Here is a 26,541-nt window from a genome sequence, read left to right on the forward strand (position 1 = left end):
CGAAACGGACGTAAATATTGAAATAATCGAAAAGCCTGCGGGTAAAAGAGAAGGGATACGACCATGGCCGGTGCATATGATGACCGCGACGGTAAGATTTGGATGGATGGAAAAATGATCGATTGGCGCGAAGCCAACGTCCATATTCTGACACATGCCATGCACTATGCGTCCTCTGTCTTTGAAGGCGAGCGGGCATATAACGGCAAGATTTTTGAAAGTCGCAAGCACTCGGAACGGCTTCATGCCTCGGCCAACATGATCGATTTTCAGATCCCTTGGACTGTTGACGAGATTGAAGCGGCCAAAGCAGAAGTTTTGACCGCCAACGGACACACGGATGCCTATGTGCGCGCTGTTGCATGGCGTGGTGCGGGTGAAGATATGGGTGTCGCGTCTGCGAAAAACCCGGTTCGTTTGGCTATCGCAGCATGGGAATGGGGTGCCTACTATGGTGACGCCAAAATGAAGGGGGCTAAGTTGGATATCTCCAAATGGAAGCGCCCCTCACCCGAAACAATCCCGAGCCACGCAAAGGCGGCAGGCCTTTATATGATTTGCACCATGTCCAAACATGCGGCCGAGGCTAAAGGTTGCTCTGATGCGATGATGTTTGATTACCGCGGCTATGTTGCCGAGGCGACAGGCGCGAACATCTTCTTTGTTAAGGATGGCGAAGTGCACACGCCAACGCCGGATTGCTTCCTGAACGGGATTACGCGTCAGACTGTGGTGGGCATGCTCAAGGATCGTCAGGTCAAAGTGCACGAACGCCATATCATGCCAGAAGAATTGGAGAGCTTTGAACAGTGCTGGCTTACTGGTACAGCCGCCGAAGTGACCCCTGTTGGTCAAATCGGGGATTATAATTTTGAAGTGGGTGCGTTGGCGCGTGACGTCTCCGAAAGCTACGAAAAGCTGGTCCGCATCTAAGATACCAAAGGGCAGCTCAGTGCTGCCCTTATTTTCCTTGGGCCAAAACCTTGCGTTCGGCCGTGCGTTTGAGCCCTAGACTGCGCTCACGCCAAACAATCAAAATCCCAGCCGCTATAATCATCCCCGCCCCAATCGCCATCTGCCATGTGGGCAATTCGTCAAAGAACACATAGCCGATGAAGACTGCCGAGAGGATGCTGACGTAGGTGAAGGGTGCGATCACACTGGCATCTGCAAACCGGTAGCTGGACGTCATCAAGATCTGGCCAACGCCCCCTAGCAAACCTGCCCCAATCAAGAGCGCCCAATCCCATCCCAGTGGCATGACCCAGCCAAAGGGTGAGGTCATGAGGCCCAACACACTGGCGGTCATGGAAAAGTAGAACACAATGGCCGCTGTCTTTTCCGTTGCGGTCATCGCTTTGATGAAGACCTGTGCCAAAGCTGCCAAGCTGGCCGACATCAGAGTAAGTCCAACGCCCAGCAATGCCAGGTTGCCCGCGTCAAACTCTAACTTGGGCCACATGATGACCAAGACACCCAGTAATCCAACCCCAACAGCGCCAAGTCGAACCAACCTGATTTTTTCGCCCAACAGCAAGGCTGCGAAAATCACAATCATTACAGGTGTAATGAATCGCAGTGCCGTTGCATCGGGCAGAGGTAAGAACTTTAGCCCGGCAAAACCGCAGGCCATGGCGCAGGTGCCCACAAGCCCGCGCATCCCGTGACCTTTCCAATTATTTGTCTTCAAACCATCGCGCAAATCGTGCTTCATCCAGAGCCAGACCAAGATGATCGGCAGGGCAAAAAATGACCGAAAAAAAACGCTTTGACCGGCGGGGTAGCCGTCGGCAGCTTTGATGAAGGACTGCATTACCGTGAAGACTGTTACAGCCCCCATGATCAGGAAAACACCTTTGATCATAGCTGCGCCACTGCCCATTGAGCTGCGTCTGCAACGGTAGGATCAGGATCTTGGCACAAGGGTGCTGCCGCCGCCTTCAAGGCAGGCAAACCAGAGTTTCCAATCGCATAAAGCACATTGCGGACAAACCGATCACGTCCAATCCGTTTGATTGGCGAACCCGAGAACCGCGCCCGAAACGCAGCATCGTCCAAGGTGACCAGTTCAGCCAATTCTGGCGCCCTCAAATCATCTCGCGCATGATACTTTACCTCACGCGCCTCAGCCGCAAATTTGTTCCAAGGACAGACCGCCAGACAATCGTCACAGCCATAAATTCGATTTCCCATCTGGGCGCGCAGTTCAAGGTCCACTGGTCCTTTGTGTTCAATCGTCAGGTAAGAGATGCATCGGCGGGCATCCAGTTGAAACGGTGCGGGGAAAGCATCGGTTGGGCAGATATCCAAACAGGCGCGACACGTCCCGCAATTTTCAATACCTGCCTCATCTGGCTCCAATTCCAGCGTGGTAAAGATCGCCCCTAGAAAGAACCAATTGCCCAGTTCGCGACTTAGCAAATTCGTGTGCTTGCCCTGCCAACCCAGCCCTGCGGCGGCGGCTAACGGCTTTTCCATTACTGGGGCCGTATCGACGAAGACCTTAATCTCAGCACTTGGGTTTTGCTCGATCAACCAGCGACCCACACGCTTCAACCGCTTTTTGACGATGTCATGGTAATCACGATTTTTGGCATAAACAGACACTGATGCACGGTCTTTTTGCGTCAAAATCTCTAGTGGATCGTGATCTGGAGTGTAGGGTTCAGCCAGCATAATCACAGATCGTGCTGCGGGCCATAACGCGTCTGGTGCACCACGCCAGTGCATCCGTTCAGCCATCCAATTCATTTGACCGTGCCGCTCTTCCTTTACAAACTGTTCCAAACGGTTTGCAATTTCGGGTACAGCATCGGGACGACATATACCCACTTTTGCAAATCCCGCCGCATGGGCATAAGAAATTAAATCCTCTTTCATGTTTTTTCTTTGCAAAAATTTCCTCGGGGGGAAGCATGCAAATCCACTGGATTTGAAAGGCGGGGGGCAGACTGACCCCACGCGAGATCGGAATTAAAAATCCAGATCAGCATATTGGCGCGAGGGCAAATTTCCCGGAATTTGATCTGCCAGGATCGACCGAAACGCTGGGCGCGACTTAATTTTGGCGTACCAGTCTTTCACGGCTTCGGAGCGGTTCCAATCCACATCAGACACATAGTCCAAAGACGACAAATGAGCGGCTGCGGTAAAGTCGGCTAGGCTCATACTATCGCCCGCCAGCCAACGACGCTGATCCAAAAGCCACGCCATATAATCCAAGTGATATTTGATGGCCTTGAGACCTTGCTTGACGTTTTTGCTATCGGGATAGCCCAGTCCCATAACTTTTCTGTAGACCCGTTCCATCAACAGCTTTGACGTCACCTCGTCATGAAATTTGCCATCAAACCATGCAACCAGTCGACGTACCTCGTAACGATCATTGGCATCTCGGGGCAATAGCGCGGGTGTCGGGTGCAGTTCTTCTAACATTTCGCAGATGGCTGTGCTGTCGGAATAGGTGTGACCGTTCAGTTTAAGGATCGGGACTTTGCCCGCTGGATTGCGTCGCAAGAAATCTGCATCAGGTTCCCAATACCGTTCTTCGACCAGTTCTACTTCAATCTTTTTTTCTGCAAGGCTTAGCCGAACTTTTCTACAAAAGGGTGACAGTGGAAAATGGTACAAACGGTTCATTTAGGCAAAATCCTTGGCTTACTTCTAAATGGCCCGTTTTGTCAGTTAGATCAACTCTGGAAACAGGCGGCTCGCCCATCAAGATCGATGGTTGCCGCACCGTCGCGGATACTGGACGACCGTTTTCGCACAAAATTGGAGGGGTTTTTGGCCGAACGCCCTTTGGGATTGGGCAGGATCGCTGCCAATCGCGCGGCTTGGGTTGCCGTCAGATTGCTGGGCGACACGCCAAAATAGTGATGGGCCGCAGCATCCACACCAAAAACGCCTTCATCAAATTCGGCGATGTTCAGGTAGACTTCTACAATCCGGCGCTTGGTCCAGATCATTTCGACCACTGGCGTCAACAAGGCTTCCATTCCTTTTCGGATCCACGAGCGGCCATGCCACAAAAATGCATTCTTCACGACTTGTTGGGTCAGGGTGGATGCACCCCTATTGCTGCCTTCTTCAATTGCGTCGCGGATCGCGCCCATATCGAACCCCCAATGCTGACAGAAATTTGCGTCTTCGGCGGCGACCACGGATCGCGGCATAACGGCGGCCACTTCGTCTATCGGGACCCAAGTACGATCAACGCCGCCCAATCTGCGGCTTTCTGAGATTATGTATGCCGTTGTTGGAGGAGCAATGACTGTATATGCCGAAATCCAAAGCAGCACGATTGCCACCAGCACAAACGAACCGCGCAACAGCCATTTCCGCAACCAAAGCAGGGGGCGTTTCCAAAGGGGCACAATTTTGGCCGCTTTGGTCGGTTTCTTGGGTTTCTTAGATGCTGCCTTCGCCATGCATCAGCTATAGCTTGGCAGGGCTGATGGGGCCAGACCGTACATGCGATCCAGCCCCAAACAGTGTCTATTCTGCCGGAACTGCTGTGTCTTCTACACCCAAAGGTGCAGGCAGATGGATCAGCATTTCCTTAGGGCATACTTGCAAGAAGTTCGCCTGTTCAACGTCCCAGTGCTGCAAGATATCGGCGGCCTTTCGACTGCCGGTCTCTTCCAAATGACGTTCAATCAGGCCTTCTAATTGTGTGACCCAATGCTGCTGTGTGACAGGGCAAGTGACCAGTGTTTCCATGTTCATTCGGCTCAGTGCTGTGCCATCAGGGTCATAGAGGTAGGCCATACCGCCGGTCATGCCGGCACCAAAGTTTGCGCCAATGGATCCAAGGATCACCGCAACACCACCTGTCATATATTCACAACCGCAAGCGCCGCAGCCTTCGATGACAACCTTGGCACCAGAATTCCGCACACCAAAGCGTTCGCCAGCACGTCCGGCGGCAAAAAGGTAGCCGTCTGTGGCCCCATAAAGAACGGTGTTGCCAATGATCGTATTTTCGTCAGCCTTCAGTGGGCTTGCCATTGGGGGACGGACGACAATCGTGCCGCCTGATAGGCCCTTGCCAACATAGTCATTGGCGTCACCGCTCACTTCTAGCTTGAGACCGGGGGCCGCAAATGCCCCAAGGCTTTGACCTGCCGAACCCGTTAGTTTGACGGTTAGGTGATCAGATTGCAGATCGTTGCGCATACCAAAGTTCTGCACAATATGGCTAGAGGTTCTGGTGCCAACAGTGCGCAGCGTGTTCTGAACAGCATATTGCAGCTGCATTTTCTCACCGTCATTTAGGAAGCGCGCGGCGTCTTTGACGATCTCAGAATCCAGCGTATCGGGCACAACATTGCGCGGTTTGGTGCGGTCATAGACAATCTTGTCCGCCCCATCCACGGTGATCAGCAGAGGGTTCAGATCGAGATCATCAAGATGAGCCGAACCACGGCTGACCTGTGACAGCAAATCAGCGCGACCAATGACATCGTCCAAAGATTTTGCGCCGATGCTAGCCAAAATTTCGCGCACTTCTGTGGCGTAAAATGTGATCAAATTGACAACTTTGTCTGCGTTGCCAGTGAACTTGTCGCGCAATTCTTCGTCTTGGGTACAGACGCCAACGGGACAGGTGTTGGACTGACACTGACGTACCATGATGCAGCCCATGGCAATCAAAGCGGCAGTGCCGATACCATATTCCTCTGCACCTAACATTGCGGCCATGACGATGTCGCGGCCTGTGCGCAGACCACCGTCCGTGCGCAGGGTAATCCGTTCGCGAAGATTGTTCATGGCAAGGACTTGGTGTGCCTCTGTCAGGCCCATTTCCCACGGCAGCCCGGCATATTTGATCGACGTTGCCGGCGATGCCCCGGTGCCGCCATTATGGCCCGAGATCAGGATCACATCAGCCTTGGCTTTGGCTACACCAGCGGCAATTGTGCCAACACCACTAGAAGCCACCAATTTCACTGTGACTTTACAGCGTGGGTTGATCTGCTTGAGGTCGTAGATGAGCTGGGCCAAATCCTCGATCGAATAAATGTCGTGATGTGGCGGAGGTGAAATGAGTGTCACGCCTTTGGTCGAATGACGCAAGCGCGCGATCAGATCAGTCACCTTCATACCTGGCAGCTGTCCGCCTTCACCGGGTTTGGCGCCTTGGGCCACTTTGATCTCAAGCTCTTCGCAATGGTTCAGGTATTCGGCTGTGACGCCAAAACGCCCGGACGCCACCTGCTTGATCTTTGCAGACGGGTTATCGCCATTGGCCTCGGGCACGAAATGTGCCGGATCTTCACCGCCTTCGCCGCTATCGGATTTTGCACCGATCCGGTTCATGGCGACGTTCAAAGTTTTGTGGGCCTCAGGGCTAAGCGCCCCCAAAGACATGCCCGGGGTGACAAAACGTTTACGGATCGATGTGATGCTTTCGACCTCTTCAATTGGGATCGCTTTACCCATTGGTTTGATGTCGAGAAGATCACGCAGATGAATGGGTGGATTTGCCTTCATTGCAGCCGAAAACTGTTTCCACATTTCATAATTTGCAGTGTTACAGGCCGCTTGCAGCATGTGCATGGTCTGCGCTTCCCACGCGTGTTTTTCACCGGAACGACGGGCTTTGTAGAAGCCACCGATCGGCAAAACATCGGATCCGCCGCGCCAACCTTTGGCGTGAACGGCTTGCACGGCGCGCTGAATGCCGCCAGTACCAATGCCCGAAATCCGGCTTTGCATACCGGGGAAATATTCGGCGACCATGGCGCGGCTTAGGCCAACTGCTTCAAAGTTCAGACCGCCGCGATAGCTGGAGATAACCGAGATGCCCATCTTGGCCATGATCTTGAGCAGGCCCTGATCAATAGCGTTGCGATACCGTTGAACTGCTTCGGTTAGGGTCGCATCCAACAGACCACGCTCAATCCGGTCGGCCAGTGAATCCTCGGCCAGATAGGCGTTTACGACGGTGGCACCACAGCCGATAAGCACGGCGAAGTAATGCGGGTCAACACATTCAGCAGCACGGACGTTCAGCGAGCAGAATGTCCGCAGACCCTTGCGGGTCAACCAACTGTGCACAGCGCTGGTTGCCAGAATCATCGGCATCGCAACACGGTCCACGGACTGGAATTGATCGGTCAGAACAATATGCCCAGCACCCGAGCGTACGGCGTCTTCTGCTTCTGCACGGATGCGTTCGAGGCCAGCGCGCAGCGCATCGCCTTTTGCGTCGGCTTCAAAAGTACAGTCGATTTCAGCCAAAGGTGCGTTGAAATTCGCCACCAGTTCATCGAACTGAGCATTGCCAACAAAAGGCGAATCCAACACCAAGATTTCTGTCTGACTGCTGTCTTCGTCCAGAACGTTTTTGAGGTTCCCGAACCGTGTTTTCAACGACATGACGCGGTATTCGCGTAAGCTGTCGATTGGTGGGTTGGTCACCTGCGAAAACGCCTGACGGAAAAAGTGTGACAAAGGACGGTATTTTTCGGACAAAACAGCCGACGGCGTGTCATCACCCATAGAGGCCAGTGCTTCTTTTGCGTCCTCGGCCATAGGCGCCAAAATCTGTTCCAACTCTTCAATGGAATAGCCCGCAGCAATCTGGCGTTTGCGCAGATCTGCACCGTCAAACATTGGCTTCTCTGTGACCACAGCCAGTTTTTCGTCCAGCTCGTTGATCTTTCCGACCCATTCTCCAAAGGGTTGCGACGAGGCCAGTCGGTCCTTCATTTCTTGGTCGTGATAGAGTTTGCCCTCTTTCATATCCACGGCCAGCATTTGACCCGGACCAAGCGCACCTTTTTCAATAACAGTGGATTCCTGAATGGGCACCATGCCTGCCTCTGACCCTGCAATCAGCAGGCCGTCGCCCGTCACGACGTAGCGCATTGGGCGCAGGCCGTTGCGGTCTAGACCCGCGCACACCCAACGACCGTCTGTCATGGCCAGCGCAGCAGGGCCATCCCACGGTTCCATCACCGAGTTGCAATAGGAATACATGTCCCGCCAGCTTTGCGGCAACTCAACTGCCTGCTTGGACCAACTTTCCGGCACCATCATGGTTTTCGCCATCGGAGCTGACCGTCCGGCACGTACCAGCACCTCAAAAACAGAGTCTAATGCAGCAGAATCCGAGGATCCCTGTGCCACGATTGGCTTGATATCTTCGGCCATGTCCCCGAATGCGCTGGAGGCCATGCGGATCTCATGGCTCTTCATCCAATTCAGGTTACCCTTCAGTGTGTTGATCTCGCCGTTATGGGCCAACATGCGGAAAGGCTGGGCCAACCACCACTGCGGGAACGTGTTTGTAGAGTACCGCTGGTGGTACAACGCAAAAGCACTCTCGAAACGTTCATCCTGCAGGTCTGGATAAAACTCGGCAACTTGTTCTGCCAGCATCATGCCTTTGTAGATGATCGAGCGGCACGACAAAGAACACAGATATAGCCCTTGAACCCCAGCCGATGTAGCCGCTTTTTCAATGCGGCGACGGATCACATAAAGCTCGCGTTCAAAGGTTTCTTCGTCCACGCCTTTTGAATTTGAGATCAGGATTTGCTCGATTTCGGGACGTGTTGCGTTGGCTTTTTCGCCCAAGCACGCAACATCCACGGGTACATGGCGCCAGCCATAGATATAGTACCCCATGCGCAGCACTTCGGATTCGACGATCGTCCGACAGGTCTCTTGTGCGCCAAAATCTGTACGTGGCAAGAATACTTGCCCCACGGCAATCAAACTATCGTCAGGCTCGTGACCCGTGCGACGGATTTGGTCAAAGAAAAACTGCACAGGGATTTGCACGTGGATCCCAGCGCCGTCACCTGTTTTACCATCCGCATCTACCGCGCCGCGATGCCAAATCGCTTTCAGCGCGGCAATCCCGTTTTCAACAACTTTGCGCGTGGCTTTGCCATCGACTGACACCACAAGACCAACACCACAAGAGGCATGCTCTTCTTCATCGCGATAGAGGCTGTTTTCAGCCATCCAAGCACGTTTTGTTGTTTCTTGTTCGACCCAGTTTTGATCAAAATCAGTCATCTTAGTTTCCTTCCAATAGGGGCGACAGTGTCGGCTTTTGGTGGGTTTTTTTTGGTGTTGGTTCGACTTGAAAATGCGTCTGCATGATCTGTTGTGCAGTCTGGTCTTGCCCTGAGGCAATTGCATTTACAAAGGGGATTAGCTTGCCAATCTGTTTGAGCCGTTGCGGCACATTGTGATTGGTTTTTGGCATTACATAGTGACAGATATTCGGGGCCTGTGGGACCAAGTTTCGTTGCACGGCCTCGCGCGGGTGTTGGCCATGGACGATTGTGTAATGTGTGTCAGGCACCATGAAATCACTTGCCAGCTTGATGCGGTGATCCGTGATTTTTGCCAAGTACCGCTGCCAGCGGGTTTCACTTGGCACAATGGATGGATCGACGGACAACTGTGGGGCTAGCGCAATCACGCGATCAATCTGAGTGAAAGCTGGTAGAACCAGCGCAGTAAACCCACCCAAAGAGTGGCCCAAGGCAATAATGCGCTTGGCCCCGACACTGGCTTTGAAGGCCTCAATGGCCTGTGCCATTGCTTCGATCAATCTGTCCGACGCCAGCCAACTGCGATGTGGGTCTGAGAGGAACACGGCCGACCGTGTCCCACGATTTGTCGCACACCGGGCGAATTCGTAGGACGGTACATCTGCATCTGGGTACCCAATCCCGGAAATTGTGACGAATGCTGTTTCGCTGCCTGCATCGAACTGCCAACTGTGCAAATTGCTCTGGTTCAGATGGGGTTTGATTGCGATAATGTCGGCGTTCACGATGTGACACTCCCGCAATCAAAAAGTGGAAAATTCGGGAAAAAGTCTGTGTCACCTGGGTGGGCAAAACTCATTGGGCGGTTGTCGGAGGCCTCGCTGCCATCTGCATTTTGGGATGTTCCAAACAAAAATAACCGTTGCGTTGGATGGACGAATTGCGCACCCATGCGTTGCCGCGTGACTTCGCCATCGGATGTGAGCACATCATAGGCATATTCGGTGTTCAACAGAGTTTCGCCATCGATGACAGTTGTCTCGCCGGACAGCCGATCATAGCCCACATAGCGCTGATTTGGTCCCGCAGTGGGGCCTGTTTCGGTGATCGTGAAATCATAGGTGTCGACACCGTCTCGCATCAGTTCAGTCAGGTTCTCTGGGTCGGGGGCGGGTTGTTCGATACGTTCGACCAAGCCAGATCCGACATGGTAGGTTTCAAGCCACTGAAATTCGCTGTCTATCTTGCGCAGCCTACGCAGCCCATTGGATGTGAACAGGCCAACCCATTGGTCCCCGTCTTGATCATCCTGACACTGCCAAACATTAAGCATGATGCAGCCTTTGAACTGGACGGTAAACGTGCCAGTGCAACCCGCAGGCGGCACAAATTCCGCTGCCGCCGCAGGGGCTATTTGCAGGCAGAACCCCGCAATGAGGAATGCAAAAGTGCGACGCATATAGTGTCTATTCCGCTGCAACTTGGCCTGTTTCGGCAATATATTGCATGATGCTTTCCGCAGCTTCACGACCATCGCGAATGGCCCAAACAACAAGGCTGGCACCGCGAACGATATCGCCGGCGGCATAGACGCCCGGCAGGCTGGTCGCATGGGTTTTGTAGTCCGCCTTGATCGTGCCCCAACGCGCGACCTCCAGACCGTCTACGCCCCACAGCTTTGGCAGATCTTCTGGTTCAAAACCAAGGGCTGTGATTACCAGATCAGCGTCTTCCACATAATCGGCGCCTTCAATAACTTCTGGCATTTGACGCCCCGTAGCATCGGGCGCGCCGAGGCGCATTTTCTGGACCATAACGCCGGTTACAGGATCACCGACAAAGCCTTTGGGGGCGCTGAGCCAGACGAATTCAACGCCTTCTTCTTCGGCATTGGCAACTTCGCGTTGTGATCCGGGCATGTTTGCGCGGTCACGACGGTAGAGGCATTTCACCGAGGTGGCCCCCTGTCGGATGGCTGTACGAACGCAGTCCATGGCTGTATCGCCGCCACCGATAACAACAACGCGCTTGCCCTCGGCGTTTAATTCGCCCGAGTTGAACTCGGCCACATCATCGCCAAAGCTTTTGCGGTTGCTTGCTGTTAGATAGTCAATCGCGCGTGCAGTACCTTCGGCGCCAACACCAGGTGCTTTGAGCTCGCGGGTTTTATAGACGCCTGTGGCGATCAAGACGGCATCGTGCTTGCCGCGGATCGCGTCAAAACTGATGTCGTCCCCCACGTTGCAATTGAGAACAAACTCGACGCCCGATTGCACCAATTGGTCGTTGCGACGCACTACAACGTCTTTCTCCAATTTGAAGCCGGGGATGCCATAGGTTAGCAAGCCACCGGCACGATCGTAGCGATCATAAACGGTTACCTGAAATCCCTGACGGCGCAGCATATCAGCGGCAGCCAAGCCGCCCGGCCCAGCCCCAATGATACCAACGCTTTCCGCGCGTTCGACAGCAGGCACGACGGGTTTCACCCAGCCATTTTCCCAAGCCGTGTCAGTAATGTATTTTTCGACCGAGCCGATAGTGACGGTGCCATGCCCGCTTTGTTCAATGACGCAGTTTCCTTCACACAGCCGATCCTGCGGACAGATCCGTCCACAGATTTCTGGGAAAGTGTTTGTCGCCTGAGAGACTTCATAGGCCTCTTGCAACCGGCCTTCTGCGGTCAATCTCAACCAATCGGGGATGTTGTTGTGTAATGGGCAGTGAGACTGGCAGTAAGGCACACCGCATTGCGAACAGCGGCTGGATTGCTCTTCCGCTTTTGCTTTGGCATATTCGCCATAGATTTCGCCAAAGTCCTGCCGGCGCAAGTCTGGTGCGCGCTTGGCGGGCATATCGCGCTCCACCTTGACGAATTTAAGCATTTTTTGGCTGGCCATGACGTCCTCCATTCACTCCGAGACGCTTGTTTAAGCTGCTGTTCAGAAAAATAAAAGACAATTCTACTGACCTAATTTAAAATAATTTTAGGCGTGGTAGAATTAGGGTGGCCAAATTTCCTAAATATAAGTCAGTATAAGTTACCTTTATTGACTCTTTCTATTATTTTTCAAGCCTTTAAACTAGCGCCATCCAGAAAAAGGCAAAGCTGCGTGTCCATCGTTCACATATTTATCCTCGCGGTGATTCAAGGTCTGACCGAATTCTTGCCGGTGTCTTCGTCCGGCCACCTGATTCTTTTGCCTCAATTGACGGGACTTCAAGATCAGGGACTCGCTTTGGATGTAGCCGTGCATGTCGGCACACTCTTTGCTGTGGTTCTGTATTTTTGGAAAGACGTTCGGATGGCACTTGCCGGCATTCCGAGCATGCTGTCTGGAAACATCGATACACCCGGGGCGCGATTAGCGTTTTTGCTATTGGTCGCGACCATCCCAGTCATTCTTGCGGGATTGGTGCTGAAGCTGACCGGGCTGAGCAGTGCGATGCGATCGATCACTGTGATCGGATGGGCCATGATCATCTTTGGCGCTGTCCTTTATCTAACGGATCGTAGTGGAGGGACAGGCAAAGCCGATACCGATTGGAGCCTGAAGGACGCAATCGTTTTGGGCCTATGGCAGGCAATTGCGTTGATACCGGGTACGTCCCGGTCCGGTGCTACAATTTCGGGCGCACGCGCTCTGGGCTATGATCGGAGCAGTGCTGCAAAACTGGCGATGCTTATGTCGATCCCAACGATTGTCGCAAGTGGCACGCTCTTGGGTCTCGATGTGGTTGGTCAGGCAGATGCCGAGATGTTGAGGAACGCAGCCTTTGGGATCGTGTTTGCTTTTGCGGCGGCACTACTGGCGCTGAGTTTGATGATGCGCTTACTGCGCAGCATTAGTTTCACACCCTATGTGATTTATAGAATTCTTTTGGGCATTGTTTTGTTGGCCATTGCCTACACTTAAAGCCGTAAATCTTTTGCAGATTCTTTGATAGCGTCGTATTGGCCGGAGGGGCGGAACCGCCACAGATATTCTGGCAAGATCGTCTCCATCGAAGTCGGCTGAATACCAAGATCGGCAAATCCTTTGGCCCCGTCGGACACGACGTTGTCGTTTTTCAGGTTTCGGACTTGATCGACGGTGATCATGGAATTTGTGAACAGGCCCAAGCTGAGCTTTTGCAAAACGTCAAAGCCAAAGCCCATCAGCGTTGCCACAAAGAACGGGACATTGATCACCAGCTTACGTCGCCGGATTACGGCCAACATAAGTGTCATCAGCTCGCGAAAGCTGGCGACACGTGGTCCGCCCAATTCATAGATGCCAGCATCGGCTTGGCCGAGCACACCCATCTCGGCGGCTTGGGCGACGTTGTCTACAAACACTGGTTGGAACTTGGTGTCGGCGCCAACGACGGGCAAAACTGGTCCCATCCGCGACATAGAAGCAAAGCGGTTAAAGAACTGGTCCTCAGGGCCAAATACAATGGAGGGCCGCAGGATTACAGCCGTCGGTACATGGGTCATGACCGCGTCTTCACCCAATGCCTTGGTTCTGGCGTAGTCGCTGACCGAATTTTCATTGGCGCCAATCGCAGAGATCTGGACAAGATTGGTGATACCGGCCGCAGCAGCGGCTCGGGCGATACGTTCGGCTCCATCAGCCTGTACCGCATCGAATTTGTTTTTTCCCACAGGGTTCAGAATACCGACGCAATTTACCACTGCGTCCGCTCCTTGCATAACCTGTGCTACCGAGGCGTCATCGCGGATGTTACACAAAACTGGCTCAACTTGGCCAACCACCCCGTAGGGTTTTACAAAGATTGCCTCGTTGGGACGACGAACCGCCACGCGCACACGCCAGCCCGCTTTGGCCATACGGCGTGCAATGTAGCGACCGATGAAACCGGAACCGCCGTAAATCGTAACAAGCTTGGACATGGAAAGTTTCCCGCAATGGTTGGCTGGTCAAGGGTGTACCGATGCAGGCAAGCTCAGACAAGTTACATTTGGCCCCACCTGGACTAAGATTTCCTGAATTTGGCTAGACTTTATGATCTGACCACACGGGAATCGCATTGACAGCTATGCCCGCGCGGCTTAAACGCCGCACTCACCAGACCCGTGCCCAGATGGCGGAATTGGTAGACGCGCTAGCTTCAGGTGCTAGTGTCCGTATGGACGTGGAGGTTCGAGTCCTCTTCTGGGCACCACTAAAACCCTTCATAAGCTCGCATGGATACGTTAAATACCTTTGTTTTATTGGTATGTTTTTGACTAATCTTGCTCATAGATCATCGCTAATTCGAGAAGGCAAAGGTGGGCCAAAAGATGGGCTGGGCTTGATGTGGAACAGTGGGATATGACTGGCTTCTATGCTCTAACTTAGATGAAAGCGAAGAATTTAGGGCCGGACAGCCATTTTGACGGCAAAGGGCCTAATTTCGTTAAGAACTGCCCATGATCTGGGAGGCTGTGTTTTGCAGTTTATTTTGATGGGAAGTGGCGCGAAAATGGGATTGGGTCGACGGCCAGATGTTTCCATGGCTGAGGGTCGTGACTTGGCAATCGATGCGCAAATAGATGCACGCGACGGACGCGATCCCATTGTTTCCCGCCAAGCCGTTGTTCAAAGGGGACACACCCCAGTTTGATAACCATAAATGGGAAGTGGTGCATGAATTTGGTGCGAATTATGTTCTGCTTGGAATGGATCAATCCCTATTGATGGTTTGCGACAGCGTATTCACTCAGTCGCAAAGTCTTGACCTCTTATTCAGGGAACGGTTCGGGTTGTGGGGCTGCCTTAACCATATTGATGTTAGGCGCGGCAGTTGAAATTGGGTTGCAACGGGGCTTGGACAATCTTTCCGTTAGCGGCTAACAAGGGTTGGAAAACACTATCAAGGCAAGATGAAATTTGTCACAGGTTCCTCCAAAACGGCCGTTAACCCTGCGCGACGTCTCAGAAGCATCGGGTGTCAGCGAAATGACGGTCAGCCGCGTTTTGCGCAACAGGGGTGATGTCAGCATCGCTACCCGCGAAAAAGTCCAAGCTGCGGCCAAGTCCTTGGGGTATGTGCCAAACAAGATTGCTGGCGCTTTGGCCTCACAGCGGGTCAATTTGGTGGCGGTGATTATCCCCTCCATGTCCAATATGGTGTTTCCAGAAGTGATGACTGGGATCTCGCAACATCTTGAGAACACGGATCTTCAGCCTGTGATTGGGATCACCGATTACCTACCAGAAAAAGAGGAAGCGGTTCTGTACGAGATGCTGTCATGGCGTCCGTCTGGCGTAATTATTGCAGGGGTCGAACACACGGACTCTGCCCGTGCGATGATGGCAAATGCTGGTATCCCGATCGTTGAGATTATGGATGTTGATGGGCTGGCTGTAGATTCCATGGTAGGTATTTCGCACCGCCGTGCGGGCCGCAAGATGGCCGAGGCTATTTTGAAATACGGCTATCGCTCGATTGGATTTATGGGCACGCAAATGCCACTGGATCACCGTGCGCGAAAGCGCTTCGAAGGCTTTACCGAAGCCTTGGCAAAAGGCGGGATCGAGATCGCAGATCGCGAGTTCTATTCCGGTGGATCCGCGTTGGCCAAAGGGCGCGAGATGACCCAAGCCATGCTGGAACGGTCTCCGGATTTGGATTTCATCTATTTTTCCAACGACATGATCGGGGCAGGCGGACTGCTGTGGCTGCTAGAACAAGGCATTGATGTTCCAGGCCAAATCGGGCTTGCCGGGTTTAATGGGGTCGACTTGATCGATGGCCTTCCCAAACGCCTTGCAACTATGGATGCGTGTCGCAAAGACATCGGTCAAATGGCTGCTCAGATCGTTGCGGATCGTTGGACAGAAGGGGCTGTACAGGATCCTGTTTCGCACGTCCTGACCCCAAAATTGTCCCTTGGGGACACGTTGAAGCGAAAATAAGATGACAGATGTATCGATTGTTATTCCAATGAAGAACGAAGTTGGAAATGCGCCCGATTTGATCAACGCGCTTGTTGCGGAATGTCACGATGTCCGCATTGAGATTATTGCAATTGATGATGCGTCCACGGATGGCACGGATCAGGCACTGCGGGATTTGCAGGCAACTGTTCCGACTTTGCGCGTTTTGCAAAATACGAAATCTGGCGGACAGAGTGCGGCCGTACATTCCGGGGTTTTGGCGGCTAAGGCTGCCATTGTTTGCACCTTGGATGGAGATGGTCAAAACCCGGCCAGCCAAGTCCCCAAGCTGTATCGCCCACTGTTGGCTGATGAAACGGGCCTTTTGGCGCTGGTGGCGGGTCAGCGGGTTGACCGGCAGGACACCCAATCGAAAAAGCTGGCGTCAAAATTGGCAAATGGCCTGCGTGGATGGCTGTTGAATGATGGCACCCGAGACACCGGTTGTGGGCTGAAAGGTTTTCGACGTGATGTGTTTTTACAGATGCCTTACTTTGATCACATGCATCGCTATTTGCCAGCGTTGTTCAAGCGTGATGGCTGGCAGATCGAATTGGTCGATGTCACGCATCGCGAACGTGGATCTGGCAACTCGAACTATTCAAATTTGAACCGTGCCTTGGTCGGGGTCTATGATCTTATTGGCGTGGCGTGGTTGATCAAGCGCCGCAAGAAGGCATATCCCAAGGAATTGGATTGATATGGTTGAGGGGCTGTTTGAGTTTCTGCACGTTCACAGCTGGACTGAGTTTTGGTGGATCGTAATCGGGCTGGGTGGCCAATTGATGTTCACCGGGCGTTTCTTGGTGCAATGGATTGCGTCTGAAAGGCAGCGCAAGTCTGTGATCCCTTTGGCGTTTTGGTATTTGTCGATTGCCGGAGGAGCTGTTTTGTTGGCCTACGCGATCTACCGGAAGGATCCCGTATTCATTCTGGGTCAGTCGATGGGCCTGTTTATCTATCTTCGCAACCTCTGGCTTATTCGCGCCGAGGCAAAAGGTGCCTAATATCCGACTTTGGAACTGGGCAATTGCCTTTGTGCTTGCCTTGACGTCATTGCGTGTCATCACGCTGTACTTTGCACAAATCGATCTTTTTGTGGATGAAAGCCAATATTGGTTTTGGGGGCAAAGCCCTGATTTTGGATATTATTCCAAACCGCCTCTCATCGGGTGGGTGATCCGGGCAGTGACAGATGTTGCTGGCAGCGACAGTGCATTTTGGGTTCGGCTGCCTGCACCTATTCTTCACGGGATAACGGCTCTGATTTTGGGATCTATCGCCCGACGGTATGTGTCTGTTCAAGCGGGTTTGGTCGTGACCGTTGGCTATGCCACTCTGCCTTTAGTGGTCGTTGGCAGCACATTGATTTCAACGGATACGATTATGTTCCCGTTTTTGGCCGGGGCATTGGCATGCTATCTACGATATTTCGAAACGGACCATCGCCGTTGGATTGTGTTTGCAGGGGGGCTTTTGGGATGCGCGGCGATGGCAAAATATGCAGGCGTTTATTATATCCTTTGCGCATGTTGTGCAGCTGTGTTTTTGCCGCGATACCGCATGCAGGCGCCCGTTTGGTTGTCCGGTTTAGGTGCCTTCCTTTTGGTGATCTCACCCAATGTCCTATGGAATTTTGCCAACGGATTTTCAACAGCACAGCACACGTTAGACAACGCAGATTGGGTTCGAGATCCAAGCGAAAACGCCAGCATCAACTTCCCGGGCCTTCTGGAATTCCTAGCGGCCCAATTGGCGGTATTCGGCCCAGTTTTGTTTGTGGTTTTTGTGATGCTTGGCTGCGGCTTTTTTCGATCTTACAGGCCACCCTATCGATCCGCTTTGCTGGTTTTCTCGATTCCAATAGTGCTGTTGGTGTGCATGCAAGCCGTGTTGTCCCAAGCTTATGCAAATTGGGCTGCAGCGGCCTATCTGGCTGCAAGTGTTGTGGTCTTGCCGGTCCTACTGAGCCATAAGTATCTGCTAATACTGTCGTTTGCGATTAATGGTGCTCTTTCGGTTCTTTTGCCTTTAGCGGTTGTGAACGCAGATAAGTTCAGTATTGACGGCCGATCATTGGTTATGGCCCGCTACGTTGATATCGAAAAAATGAGCCTTGATATTTTCGAGGTTGCCGAACAAAACAGTCAAAGTTTGATTGTGGCCCGCAATCGCGATGTCTTGGCAGATATGTTTTACACATTGCGGGACAAACCTTTGATCATCCGCTCGACCCCGCCAAAAGCGCGCGCAGCGAACCACTACGCGCTATCCTATCCTTTGGTCGCACCCCACCCAAATGAGACGATGTTGTTGGTGCTGCATGCCCGAAAAGAACTGCCATGCGTCGCGGAAAAGGTGGCTGAGTTCCAGAACAATCGGGGGCATTACAAAGACGATGTTTTTATTGGCTATATCGCCCCTAGCACATGCTTTGACCGCCGCTAAACGGTGAGAATTGATTAAAAGGTTGTTAGACTTTTCGACAAAGGTCTAAATTCCAACGCCACTACAGAACACTAGGACCAAAGTCCTCAGCCATCTCTTGAAGGCAACGACGCAACAAGAGTTCTATTGGTGGCTAGCTTTACATTCATTGGTACCTATGCCGGCACGCATTCATCGCAGGTGACCGGCATTTCCGACGTTCAGATACGTGATGTATCTGGCGCTTGGTTTGCTTATGTGACGAGCCAGGCCAATGGACTGATCACAGCCTATCAGATCACTTCAGGTGGTGGGTTCAACTTTATTGATCAGGAGGTCTTTTCGACCCAAGGCACCCCTTATGGTCTGCAGTTTCTGGATATTGGCACTGGCATGAACGCCGTAGCCCTAGGGACGTCTACAACGGTGTTTTCGGCCATGGGGGTGTCAGGCAATGGGACGTTGCAGACTGATACATCCTTTGATGCGGCCACCAGCGGCTTGGGAAATTTCAAAGCGGCAATTAGTTTTCAGATCAATGGCGGATCTTATGTTTACGGTGCGCGGGAAGATACCAGCGGTTTCGAACTATTTAAGCTGGATTCGTCGGATGATTTACAAGTGCATCCAGCGGGAGCATTAGACGGGGATAGCCAAACCCGTGATGTAGGTGCCTTTGCAACTGTCAGTCTAAGCAATCAGAGTTTTCTCTATGCGACATCGCAAGAGGACCAAGAAATCGTCGTGTATCAGATCAAACCAAATGGTGTGCCCAAGCTGTTGACGTCTGTTGGGATAGAACAAAATTTGGGCATTGCCACACCACGTCATTTGGAACAGGTCCAAGTCGATGGCATGAACTTTTTGGTTTTGGGCAGTTCAGGAAGTTCCAGCATCACGATCTTTGAGGTGTTGGACGACGGGACGCTGCGCACGACGGATCACGTGTTTGATGAACTGACAACGCGCTTTCAAAACTTGCCAGCAATGGAAGTGGCGACTGTCGGCGAACGGGCCTTTGTGGTTGTGGGTGGTGCTGATGATGGGCTGACCATTCTGGAATTGATGCCAGATGGTACTTTGCTGCATCGCGACACGATTGCGGATCAGACCTACAGTGCCTTGGACGGCGTAAGTGGCATCGATGCCTATGTCGATGGAACCGAGATTCACATTTACGCTGCTGGGCAAAACGATGTTGGTGTCAGTCATTTTGTCTATGACGTGGGGAATACGGGCTTGGTGGAACAAGGGTCGTTTACTGCGGACACACTCATCGGTTCCTCGAACCGCGATCTGCTGTCCGGCGGTTCCGGGAACGACGTAATTTCTGGCTTGGGTGGCAGCGACACGCTGGTCGATGGTTCGGGTCAAGATGTCCTGACAGGTGGTGCGGGATCTGATTTGTTTGTTCTGAGCAACGACAATGATTTTGACGTGATCACTGATTTTGAGGTTGGCATTGACCGGCTTGATCTGTCGAACTACCAGCTGTTTCGTAATACCGATCAACTTGATATTGCGTCCCATGGGGATGGGGCGACCCTGACGTTCTTTGGGGAATCCCTTAGGATTTATACGTCCAACGGGCAGAGCCTGACCCAGTCCGACATCGAAGGCATGGATGTTATTTCACTGACCCACATGACAATCGGTTTGACGCCTCAGGATCTTGTTTTGACTGGTGGCGGTCAGGCGGATGCCCTTGTGGGCGGTTTGGGTAATGACACGTTACTGGGGCAAAACGGCAATGATATTTTGCGTGGCAATGGTGGTGCGGATCTGTTGCAGGGCGGCGACGGCGAGGATTGCGCGGACTACTCTGCGGCGTTCGTTGGCATAACCGTTGATATGAAGGACATGGCCAAAAACACAGGCGAGGCCCAAGGCGATCTGTTTGAGTCTGTCGAACATATTTTGGGGTCGGATTTCCGCGACCGGTTGTTTGGCGATGGATCACACAACGATCTGATGGGCGAGCGTGGCAATGATTCCCTACAGGGTCGTGGTGGCAATGATGCGATCCGCGGTGGCAAAGGCAATGATACGATTTCTGGCAATTCCGGCCGCGATGATCTGCGTGGCGGCAATGGCCGTGATCATCTGTCTGGAAATTCGGGGCAAGATATTATCACCGGAGGCAACGGCGCCGACACACTCAGCGGCGGCAAGGGCAATGATGTCTTGACCGGAGGGTCCGGAGAGGACGTATTCATCTTTAGCGAAGATAAAGACACAATCACGGATCTGGTCAACAATCGCGATACGATATTGATCGACGGGAATTTGTTGTCGGACGCTCAGATGAGTGGCGAGATGATCGTTGATACCTATGCGACTGTGCACGGTGATACGACCGTCTTTGATTTTGGAGGGGGTCATGAGTTGACGCTGTTGAACGTTACGGATCTGAGCAAACTCTACAATGATGTGGATGTCATGTAGACCCAGCGCACGGAGGGCTGAAGGCTTATTAAGCATTGTTGCACAGGTTTGGGCAAACGCAGTCATCCAAGGGTCGACCCATGTCCGAACGTAGCATCAGCCTTTCTTTGCCTTTTATCCAACCGGCTCAGGCACAAAAACATATCACTCACAACGAGGCGATCAGCACGCTTGATACTCTGGTGCAACTGACAGTTATCAGTGCAACAAGTACCAACGCGCCAACCGATGCGGAGCTTGGCGATAGCTACATTATCCCCGCTGCTGCTAATGGCGATTGGGCGGATCATGCGGATGATGTGGCCACCAAGGTGGAGGGCGGATGGCGGTTTGCGACGCCAAATCTAGGCTGGCAAGGATACGTTCAGGATCAAGCCATTGTGATGCTATTTACAGATCAGGGTTGGGGGCCAGCCCTTGGGGCATTAAATAATTTGCCAGAGTTGGGAATTGGGACCACTGCGGATGCGACCAACCCGTTTAGTGCCAAGTTGAACCGTGCGCTTTGGACTGCAACCGAGGCCGCTAATGGCGGCACAGGTGATGTGGTCCAAGCATTGAACAAAGAAACCAGCAGTGACGATGCAGGATTTACGTTTCAAACGGGCTATGCGACCCATGCTGTGTTTGGCAGCTTTGGATCTGATACGGTTCGCCTGGCCACCACGACGGATGGCACAACATTCAAAGATGCATTTGAGGTTGATGCGCCTTCGGGCGTTTTGGTTCAGCCTAACCTGCCGCGCTTTCGGGCCTCGACGAATTTCGACAATCTTGCGGCAGAGGCCACATGGGTAAAGGTCGCCATCAACCAGACGGAATTCAACGATCAAGGCGTGTTTGATCCTGCAACCTCGCTGTTTACAGCACCCTTGGACGGAACATATGCGTTTGGTGGGTTTCTGGCGTTCAAGCGTGACATCACATCAAATGTTCGGCTGCGTGGCCGCTTTGTCAAAAATGGCACCGATGAAGTAGCAGGCAGTTCGAACGAGTTAGCATCGCAACCAACACATAATCTGACGGGTCTTGGTCTGCACACACTTGTGCACCTCACAGCCGGTGACACGGTCGAGCTGCAGGGTTATTTCCGTCTTGGTTCTGGTTATTTCAAAGCCGACAACAGTGTCTTCTGGGGCTACAAAATCGGCTGATAAGCAACACCTCGTTTGTGTGTCCCTGACGTCTGGTGAATTTATAGTGCGACCACAGCAGTAAACTTGAAGCATGCGTGCCTGATCCCTACCTGTTGTCCGAACACTTCCTTGTCGGAGACGCATCCATGAATATTTCAGCTGCTGCCAAGGCGTCGGGTCTGCCTGTAAAAACTGTGAGATATTATGCTGACATCGGTTTGGTCGCAGCCTCCAGTCGGACTGAGGCAGGGTACCGGTCTTATGATCAGCCGGCTGTGCGCAAACTTGGGTTCATCAGGCGCTCGCGGGCCTTTGGGTTTTCTATTGATGAATGCCGCGAATTACTGGGCCTTTACGAAGATGCCAATCGGTCCAGCCATGACGTCAAAACAATTGCCTCCAACCGCTTGCAGGATATCCGTGACAAGCAAGCCGAGTTGCAAAAATTGCACGATGAGCTGTCTCATTTGGTGAATTCATGCAATGGCGATGATCGGCCGGATTGCCCTATTATCAGCTATCTGGCTTAACGTCGATTTCGCCAAAGACAGGAGGCATTTAGGCTTCCCACGCTACGTCCTAAGTGCTGAGTTCGACCTGCATAGGGAGACGCGAAGCGACTGACCAATAAACCCCAAAATCCGCAACGGCGGGCAGGTCAAACGGATTGACGCCGCTTCCATGGGTATTCTTGAATATGTAGGTGCGCAGTTCCTCGATGATACTGCCCTTGCCGATTGGACGCGCGTTGGAGTGAAATGAGCGGGTGATTTGATATATTTGGATCGTGGCTTTGTGTGCGAATTGATCGCGAGCATCCAGTTAGATTTCACCTATCATGCCTGCAATCCCAGCAAAAACCTGCGTCTTGGGCGCAATTCCTCCCTCCCTCTGTAGCCACCTCGTCGATCCTCAAGACCACCACCGAACGATTGTTCGTCGCAGATGCTATCAGATCGTAGATTTTCTTGACCGCAATTTGTGCGTCACCAAATTCACGTGCATCTTAAGGCACTCCGTAACCGCCCCCACCAGGGGTTTTCATGATGAAGATATCGCCTGCCTGCAGCTCGGCCGCGTCGTTGCCTTCAAGCTGGTCGATGTCGCCATTTTTGCGGCGTACGCTGTTTGCGCCCAACCCGCCGGAGCCACCACCTTTTACCCCGTGCGGTGCCACCTTTCGGTGGGAGGACAATACCGTTGCGGTCATGGGTTCCAAAAAATGTAGATGCCGATCGATCCCTTCGCCGCCGTTAAAGGCCCCTTGTCCGCCAGATCCTGCCCGTATAGCGAAGGTGTCAACGCGGACTGGAAACCGGGTTTCCAGCACTTCTGGATCGGTCATTCGGGTGTTTGTCATGTGGCTGTGAACCGCGTCCGTTCCGTGGAAGTCCGGGCCAGCCCCGGTGCCACCGCAAATCGTTTCGTAATTTTGATAGACGTCGTTGCCGTAGACAAAATTGTTCATCGTGCCTTGGCTGCCCGCGATCACGCCCAAGGCGCCATAAAGCGCGTCAGCGATGGCTTGGCTGACTTCTGTATTGCCCGATATCACGGCGGCGGGCGGCAGTGGGTTGATCATCGATCCTTCGGGGACAATGAGGCGTAGTGGTTTTAGGCAGCCTTCGTTCATGGGAATGTTGGTTGGCACTAATGTTCGGAAAACGTAAAGAACAACAGCACGGCAAATCGCCAGTGGTGCGTTGTAGTTTAATGGGCTCTGCTCGGAGGTCCCGGTAAAGTCGATGCAGGCCGTTCTGTTGGCTTTATCGATGGTGATCGCAACTTCGATTGTCGCACCGCTGTCCAGCGGATAGCTAAAACTGCAATCATGCAAGACATCCAAAACGCGGCGCACGCTTTCTTGGGCGTTGTCTTGGACGTGTTGCATATAGGCGTGAACGGTTTGCAGCCCGAATTGGCGCGAAATTTTGCGCAATTCGACCGCACCCGTTTCGTTCGCGGCAATCTGTGCGGCTAAGTCTGCCATGTTCTGATCGATATTGCGGCAGGGATAGGGGCCAGAGGCCAGCAACGCGCGGGTTTGGGCGTCTTGCAGCGTTCCTTGTGACACCAGTTTGAAATTGTCGATCACGACACCCTCGTCTTCGATGATACGACTGTCTGGCGGAGCAGATCCTGGCGTCTTGCCGCCAATGTCCGCATGATGGCCACGTGAAGCCACGGTAAAAACGATGTTTTTGCCTTCGCTATCAAACACCGGCGTAATAACAGTGACGTCTGGCAGGTGTGTGCCGCCATTAAAGGGATTGTTCATCATGAACACATCCCCCGGCTGGATCTGGCCTGCGTTGTCACGCAAGATTCGCCGCACGCTTTCGGACATGGATCCCAAATGGACCGGTACATGGGGTGCATTGGCCACCAGATCGCCATTTGCATCAAAAATTGCGCAAGAGAAATCAAACCGTTCTTTGATGTTTACCGAATAGGCTGTGTTGGCCAGTGTGGCGCCCATTTGTTCCGCGACAGACATAAAGAGGTTGTTGAAGACCTCAAGCATCACAGGATCGACTTTGGTGCCGATGGCCTCGGTTCGATGAAGTGGTGTAATCCGGGTAAGAACAAGGTTGCCACCCTCAACGGATTTGGCCTGCCATCCTGCTTCGATCATGTTTGTGCCTGTTGGCTCACTAATGATAGCTGGGCCCATCACGCTGCGGCCAAAGCCTAATGTGGCGCGTTCATAGATTGGAACTTCCTGCCACTCGCCCTCACAATACAGCCGAACAGAGGCGTCGGATTTGGTGAGTGGGCTTGGTGTCGCGAGGGACACGGTTTCACCTGTTTGACCAACAGCCTCGACCAAGAGCATATCGATAATCAGATCCTCAGTTTCCGGGGCAAAACCAAAACGATTTTGGTGTGCGGCAACAAAATGATCCGTCATTTCAGTGGCAGTTCCAAAAGGCACTTCCAGTGTCTGTAGCGCCCCTTTGGATCTTATGTGGGCTGTTTGATTGAGTGTTATCTGAGTGGCTGGAACCCCTTGAGCCTGTACGTCGCCCTGCGCCTGTATCGACAGTTTTTGCAGAATTTCCGCAGCCCTAGGATCGTGCAGACCGCTTTCAAATTGATGTTCCCGCATAGCGCGTATGTCTGCCAAACCCATTCCAAAGGCGGACAAAACGCCAGCAAAGGGATGGATGAAGATACTCTCCATCCCCAAAGCATCTGCAACCAGACAGGCATGTTGACCACCAGCACCGCCAAAGCAATTCATCGTGTATTTGGTCACATCATAGCCCCGTTGGACGCTGATTTTCTTGATTGCGTTTGCCATGTTTTCGACCGCAATCCGCAAGAAACCTTCGGCAAGTTCTTCAATGGATTTGGTGGTTTGGATGTCTGCGGCGAGGGCCTGAAACTTTCGACGTACCGCATCCAGGTCTAAGGGTTGATCGGCGCTGGGCCCAAACACATGCGGGAAATGATCGGGCTGCAATTTGCCAAGCAACACGTTGCAATCTGTCACTGTCAACGGGCCGCCACGCCGATATGCAGCCGGGCCGGGGTTGGCGCCTGCGCTTTCGGGGCCGACTTGCATGCGGCCATCGCGGTAGGACAGGATCGATCCACCCCCTGCCGCGACCGTATGGATGGACATCATTGGGGCACGCATGCGAACGCCCGCCACTTCGGTTTCAAAGCTGCGCTCGAAGGCGCCCGCATAGTGGCACACATCCGTTGAGGTCCCGCCCATGTCAAAGCCTATGAGTTTTTCAAACCCGAGTTCAGCAGCACTTCGAACCATCCCCACCACGCCGCCCGCAGGGCCAGACAGGATCGCGTCGCGGCCTTGAAACAGTTTTGCGTCAGTCAAGCCGCCATTGGATTGCATGAACATCAATTGCTGGCATCCGCCGGTGTCTGCCTCTAAGGCCTCGGTCACTTGCCCCACGTAATGGCGCAAAATGGGCGACAAATAGGCGTCGACGACGGCCGTATCCCCACGGCCGATCAGTTTGATCAATGGGCTGGTTTGGTGGCTGAGCGACACTTGTTCAAAGCCGATCTGGTGCGCCAATGCGCCCAACCGCAGTTCATGTTCTGGAAAGCGGTAGCTGTGCATCAGCGCGATTGCCACCGACCGCAGGCCTGCGTCATAGGCTTTTTGAAGGCCTGTTTTGGCGGCGACCTCGTCTAAAGGTGTGACACAGGTTCCATCCGCTGCCATCCGCCCCTTGATCGCCAAAGTGTCTGAATACAGCAATTCCGGTAACACGATTTCCAGATCAAAAAGCTGGGGGCGGTTTTGATACCCAATGCGCAGCAGGTCCGTAAGGCCCTCGTTGATACACAGCAATGTCGGCGCGCCTTTCCGTTCAAGCAAGGCATTGGTGGCCACAGTTGTCCCCATTTTTACTGCTTGGATAGTGCCCTTTGGCAACGGACTGTTTGGCGCCAGACCAAGCAGATCACGGATGCCTTGCACGGCGGCATCAGGGTAGTTTTCCGGGTTTTCCGACAGCAACTTATGGGTTTTCAATTCCCCGTTTGGTGCCTTGGCAACGATGTCTGTGAAGGTGCCCCCACGATCTACCCAAAATTGCCACATCAGACAGTACT

Annotated in this window: 19 protein-coding genes and 1 tRNA gene; 10 read left to right on the forward strand and 10 right to left on the reverse strand. The window is 53.0% G+C overall.

What is annotated here, in order from left to right:
* Positions 1-63 precede the first annotated feature (63 nt).
* Complete coding sequence (locus ACIRQ6_RS17920; protein ID WP_420861982.1) at positions 64-933, forward strand: branched-chain amino acid aminotransferase; 870 nt, start codon at positions 64-66, stop codon at positions 931-933.
* A gap of 28 nt (positions 934-961) precedes the next feature.
* Here ACIRQ6_RS17920 and ACIRQ6_RS17925 read toward each other — a convergent pair whose 3' ends face one another.
* The 8 genes from ACIRQ6_RS17925 to ACIRQ6_RS17960 all read right to left on the reverse strand — a co-directional run bounded on the left by ACIRQ6_RS17925 (position 962) and on the right by ACIRQ6_RS17960 (position 11,917).
* Complete coding sequence (locus tag ACIRQ6_RS17925; RefSeq protein WP_420861983.1) at positions 962-1,864, reverse strand: DMT family transporter; 903 nt, start codon at positions 1,862-1,864, stop codon at positions 962-964.
* Positions 1,861-2,880: a tRNA epoxyqueuosine(34) reductase QueG gene (gene queG / locus ACIRQ6_RS17930; protein WP_420861984.1), complete on the reverse strand. Its 1,020-nt coding sequence runs from the start codon at positions 2,878-2,880 to the stop codon at positions 1,861-1,863. Before queG ends, ACIRQ6_RS17925 begins: the two co-directional genes overlap by 4 nt.
* Before the next feature lie 93 nt (positions 2,881-2,973).
* A complete protein-coding gene (locus tag ACIRQ6_RS17935) occupies positions 2,974-3,639 on the reverse strand; it encodes a glutathione S-transferase family protein (RefSeq protein ID WP_420861985.1) in 666 nt (221 codons plus the stop codon).
* A gap of 50 nt (positions 3,640-3,689) precedes the next feature.
* Positions 3,690-4,430 carry a monofunctional biosynthetic peptidoglycan transglycosylase gene (mtgA, locus tag ACIRQ6_RS17940; protein ID WP_420861986.1) on the reverse strand — a complete coding sequence of 247 codons (741 nt, stop codon included), beginning with the start codon at positions 4,428-4,430 and terminating at the stop codon, positions 3,690-3,692.
* A 67-nt stretch (positions 4,431-4,497) separates the two neighbouring features.
* A complete protein-coding gene (gene gltB / locus ACIRQ6_RS17945; RefSeq protein ID WP_420861987.1) occupies positions 4,498-9,033 on the reverse strand; it encodes a glutamate synthase large subunit in 4,536 nt (1,511 codons plus the stop codon).
* Between the two features lies 1 nt (position 9,034).
* Positions 9,035-9,802, reverse strand: coding sequence for an alpha/beta fold hydrolase (locus tag ACIRQ6_RS17950; RefSeq protein WP_420861988.1), 768 nt, complete (start codon positions 9,800-9,802; stop codon positions 9,035-9,037).
* Positions 9,799-10,476 carry a hypothetical protein gene (locus tag ACIRQ6_RS17955; RefSeq protein WP_420861989.1) on the reverse strand — a complete coding sequence of 226 codons (678 nt, stop codon included), beginning with the start codon at positions 10,474-10,476 and terminating at the stop codon, positions 9,799-9,801. Before ACIRQ6_RS17955 ends, ACIRQ6_RS17950 begins: the two co-directional genes overlap by 4 nt.
* Positions 10,477-10,483: 7 nt before the next feature.
* Positions 10,484-11,917, reverse strand: coding sequence for an NAD(P)-dependent oxidoreductase (locus tag ACIRQ6_RS17960; protein ID WP_420861990.1), 1,434 nt, complete (start codon positions 11,915-11,917; stop codon positions 10,484-10,486).
* Between the two features lie 213 nt (positions 11,918-12,130).
* Between ACIRQ6_RS17960 and ACIRQ6_RS17965 the strand changes: the two genes are divergently transcribed.
* Positions 12,131-12,934, forward strand: coding sequence for an undecaprenyl-diphosphate phosphatase (locus ACIRQ6_RS17965; RefSeq protein ID WP_420861991.1), 804 nt, complete (start codon positions 12,131-12,133; stop codon positions 12,932-12,934).
* Here ACIRQ6_RS17965 and ACIRQ6_RS17970 read toward each other — a convergent pair.
* Positions 12,931-13,914, reverse strand: a complete 984-nt coding sequence (locus tag ACIRQ6_RS17970) for a complex I NDUFA9 subunit family protein (RefSeq protein ID WP_420861992.1) — start codon at positions 13,912-13,914, stop codon at positions 12,931-12,933. The genes ACIRQ6_RS17965 and ACIRQ6_RS17970 overlap by 4 nt on opposite strands.
* A 185-nt stretch (positions 13,915-14,099) precedes the next feature.
* On the opposite strand from ACIRQ6_RS17970, the gene ACIRQ6_RS17975 reads away from it, so the two are divergent.
* From ACIRQ6_RS17975 to cueR, 8 genes are all read left to right on the forward strand, one after another.
* Positions 14,100-14,186 (forward strand) — tRNA-Leu (locus tag ACIRQ6_RS17975).
* 707 nt (positions 14,187-14,893) lie between these two features.
* Positions 14,894-15,922 (forward strand): LacI family DNA-binding transcriptional regulator, encoded by a 1,029-nt coding sequence (locus ACIRQ6_RS17980; protein WP_420861993.1) that lies wholly within the window; start codon positions 14,894-14,896, stop codon positions 15,920-15,922.
* Position 15,923: 1 nt separating this feature from the next.
* Positions 15,924-16,643 (forward strand): glycosyltransferase family 2 protein, encoded by a 720-nt coding sequence (locus ACIRQ6_RS17985; protein WP_420861994.1) that lies wholly within the window; start codon positions 15,924-15,926, stop codon positions 16,641-16,643.
* A gap of 1 nt (position 16,644) precedes the next feature.
* Positions 16,645-16,950, forward strand: a complete 306-nt coding sequence (locus tag ACIRQ6_RS17990) for a lipid-A-disaccharide synthase N-terminal domain-containing protein (RefSeq protein ID WP_420861995.1) — start codon at positions 16,645-16,647, stop codon at positions 16,948-16,950.
* Positions 16,943-18,391, forward strand: a complete 1,449-nt coding sequence (locus tag ACIRQ6_RS17995; RefSeq protein WP_420861996.1) for an ArnT family glycosyltransferase — start codon at positions 16,943-16,945, stop codon at positions 18,389-18,391. Before ACIRQ6_RS17990 ends, ACIRQ6_RS17995 begins: the two co-directional genes overlap by 8 nt.
* A gap of 129 nt (positions 18,392-18,520) precedes the next feature.
* The gene (locus ACIRQ6_RS18000; protein WP_420861997.1) at positions 18,521-20,815 is read left to right on the forward strand and encodes a calcium-binding protein; all 2,295 of its coding nucleotides are present in this window, start codon (positions 18,521-18,523) and stop codon (positions 20,813-20,815) included.
* Positions 20,816-20,895: 80 nt separating this feature from the next.
* Entirely contained in the window at positions 20,896-21,969 is a 1,074-nt protein-coding gene (locus ACIRQ6_RS18005) for a DUF2793 domain-containing protein (protein WP_420861998.1), read from the forward strand.
* A 128-nt stretch (positions 21,970-22,097) separates the two neighbouring features.
* Positions 22,098-22,481 (forward strand): Cu(I)-responsive transcriptional regulator, encoded by a 384-nt coding sequence (gene cueR / locus ACIRQ6_RS18010; RefSeq protein ID WP_420861999.1) that lies wholly within the window; start codon positions 22,098-22,100, stop codon positions 22,479-22,481.
* Positions 22,482-22,957: 476 nt separating this feature from the next.
* Here cueR and ACIRQ6_RS18015 read toward each other — a convergent pair whose 3' ends face one another.
* Positions 22,958-26,530, reverse strand: coding sequence for a hydantoinase B/oxoprolinase family protein (locus ACIRQ6_RS18015; protein WP_420862000.1), 3,573 nt, complete (start codon positions 26,528-26,530; stop codon positions 22,958-22,960).
* Positions 26,531-26,541: the final 11 nt, after the last annotated feature.

Origin of the sequence: Algirhabdus cladophorae (assembly GCF_044772865.1) — a bacterium.
GTDB classification, from domain to species: domain Bacteria; phylum Pseudomonadota; class Alphaproteobacteria; order Rhodobacterales; family Rhodobacteraceae; genus Algirhabdus; species Algirhabdus cladophorae.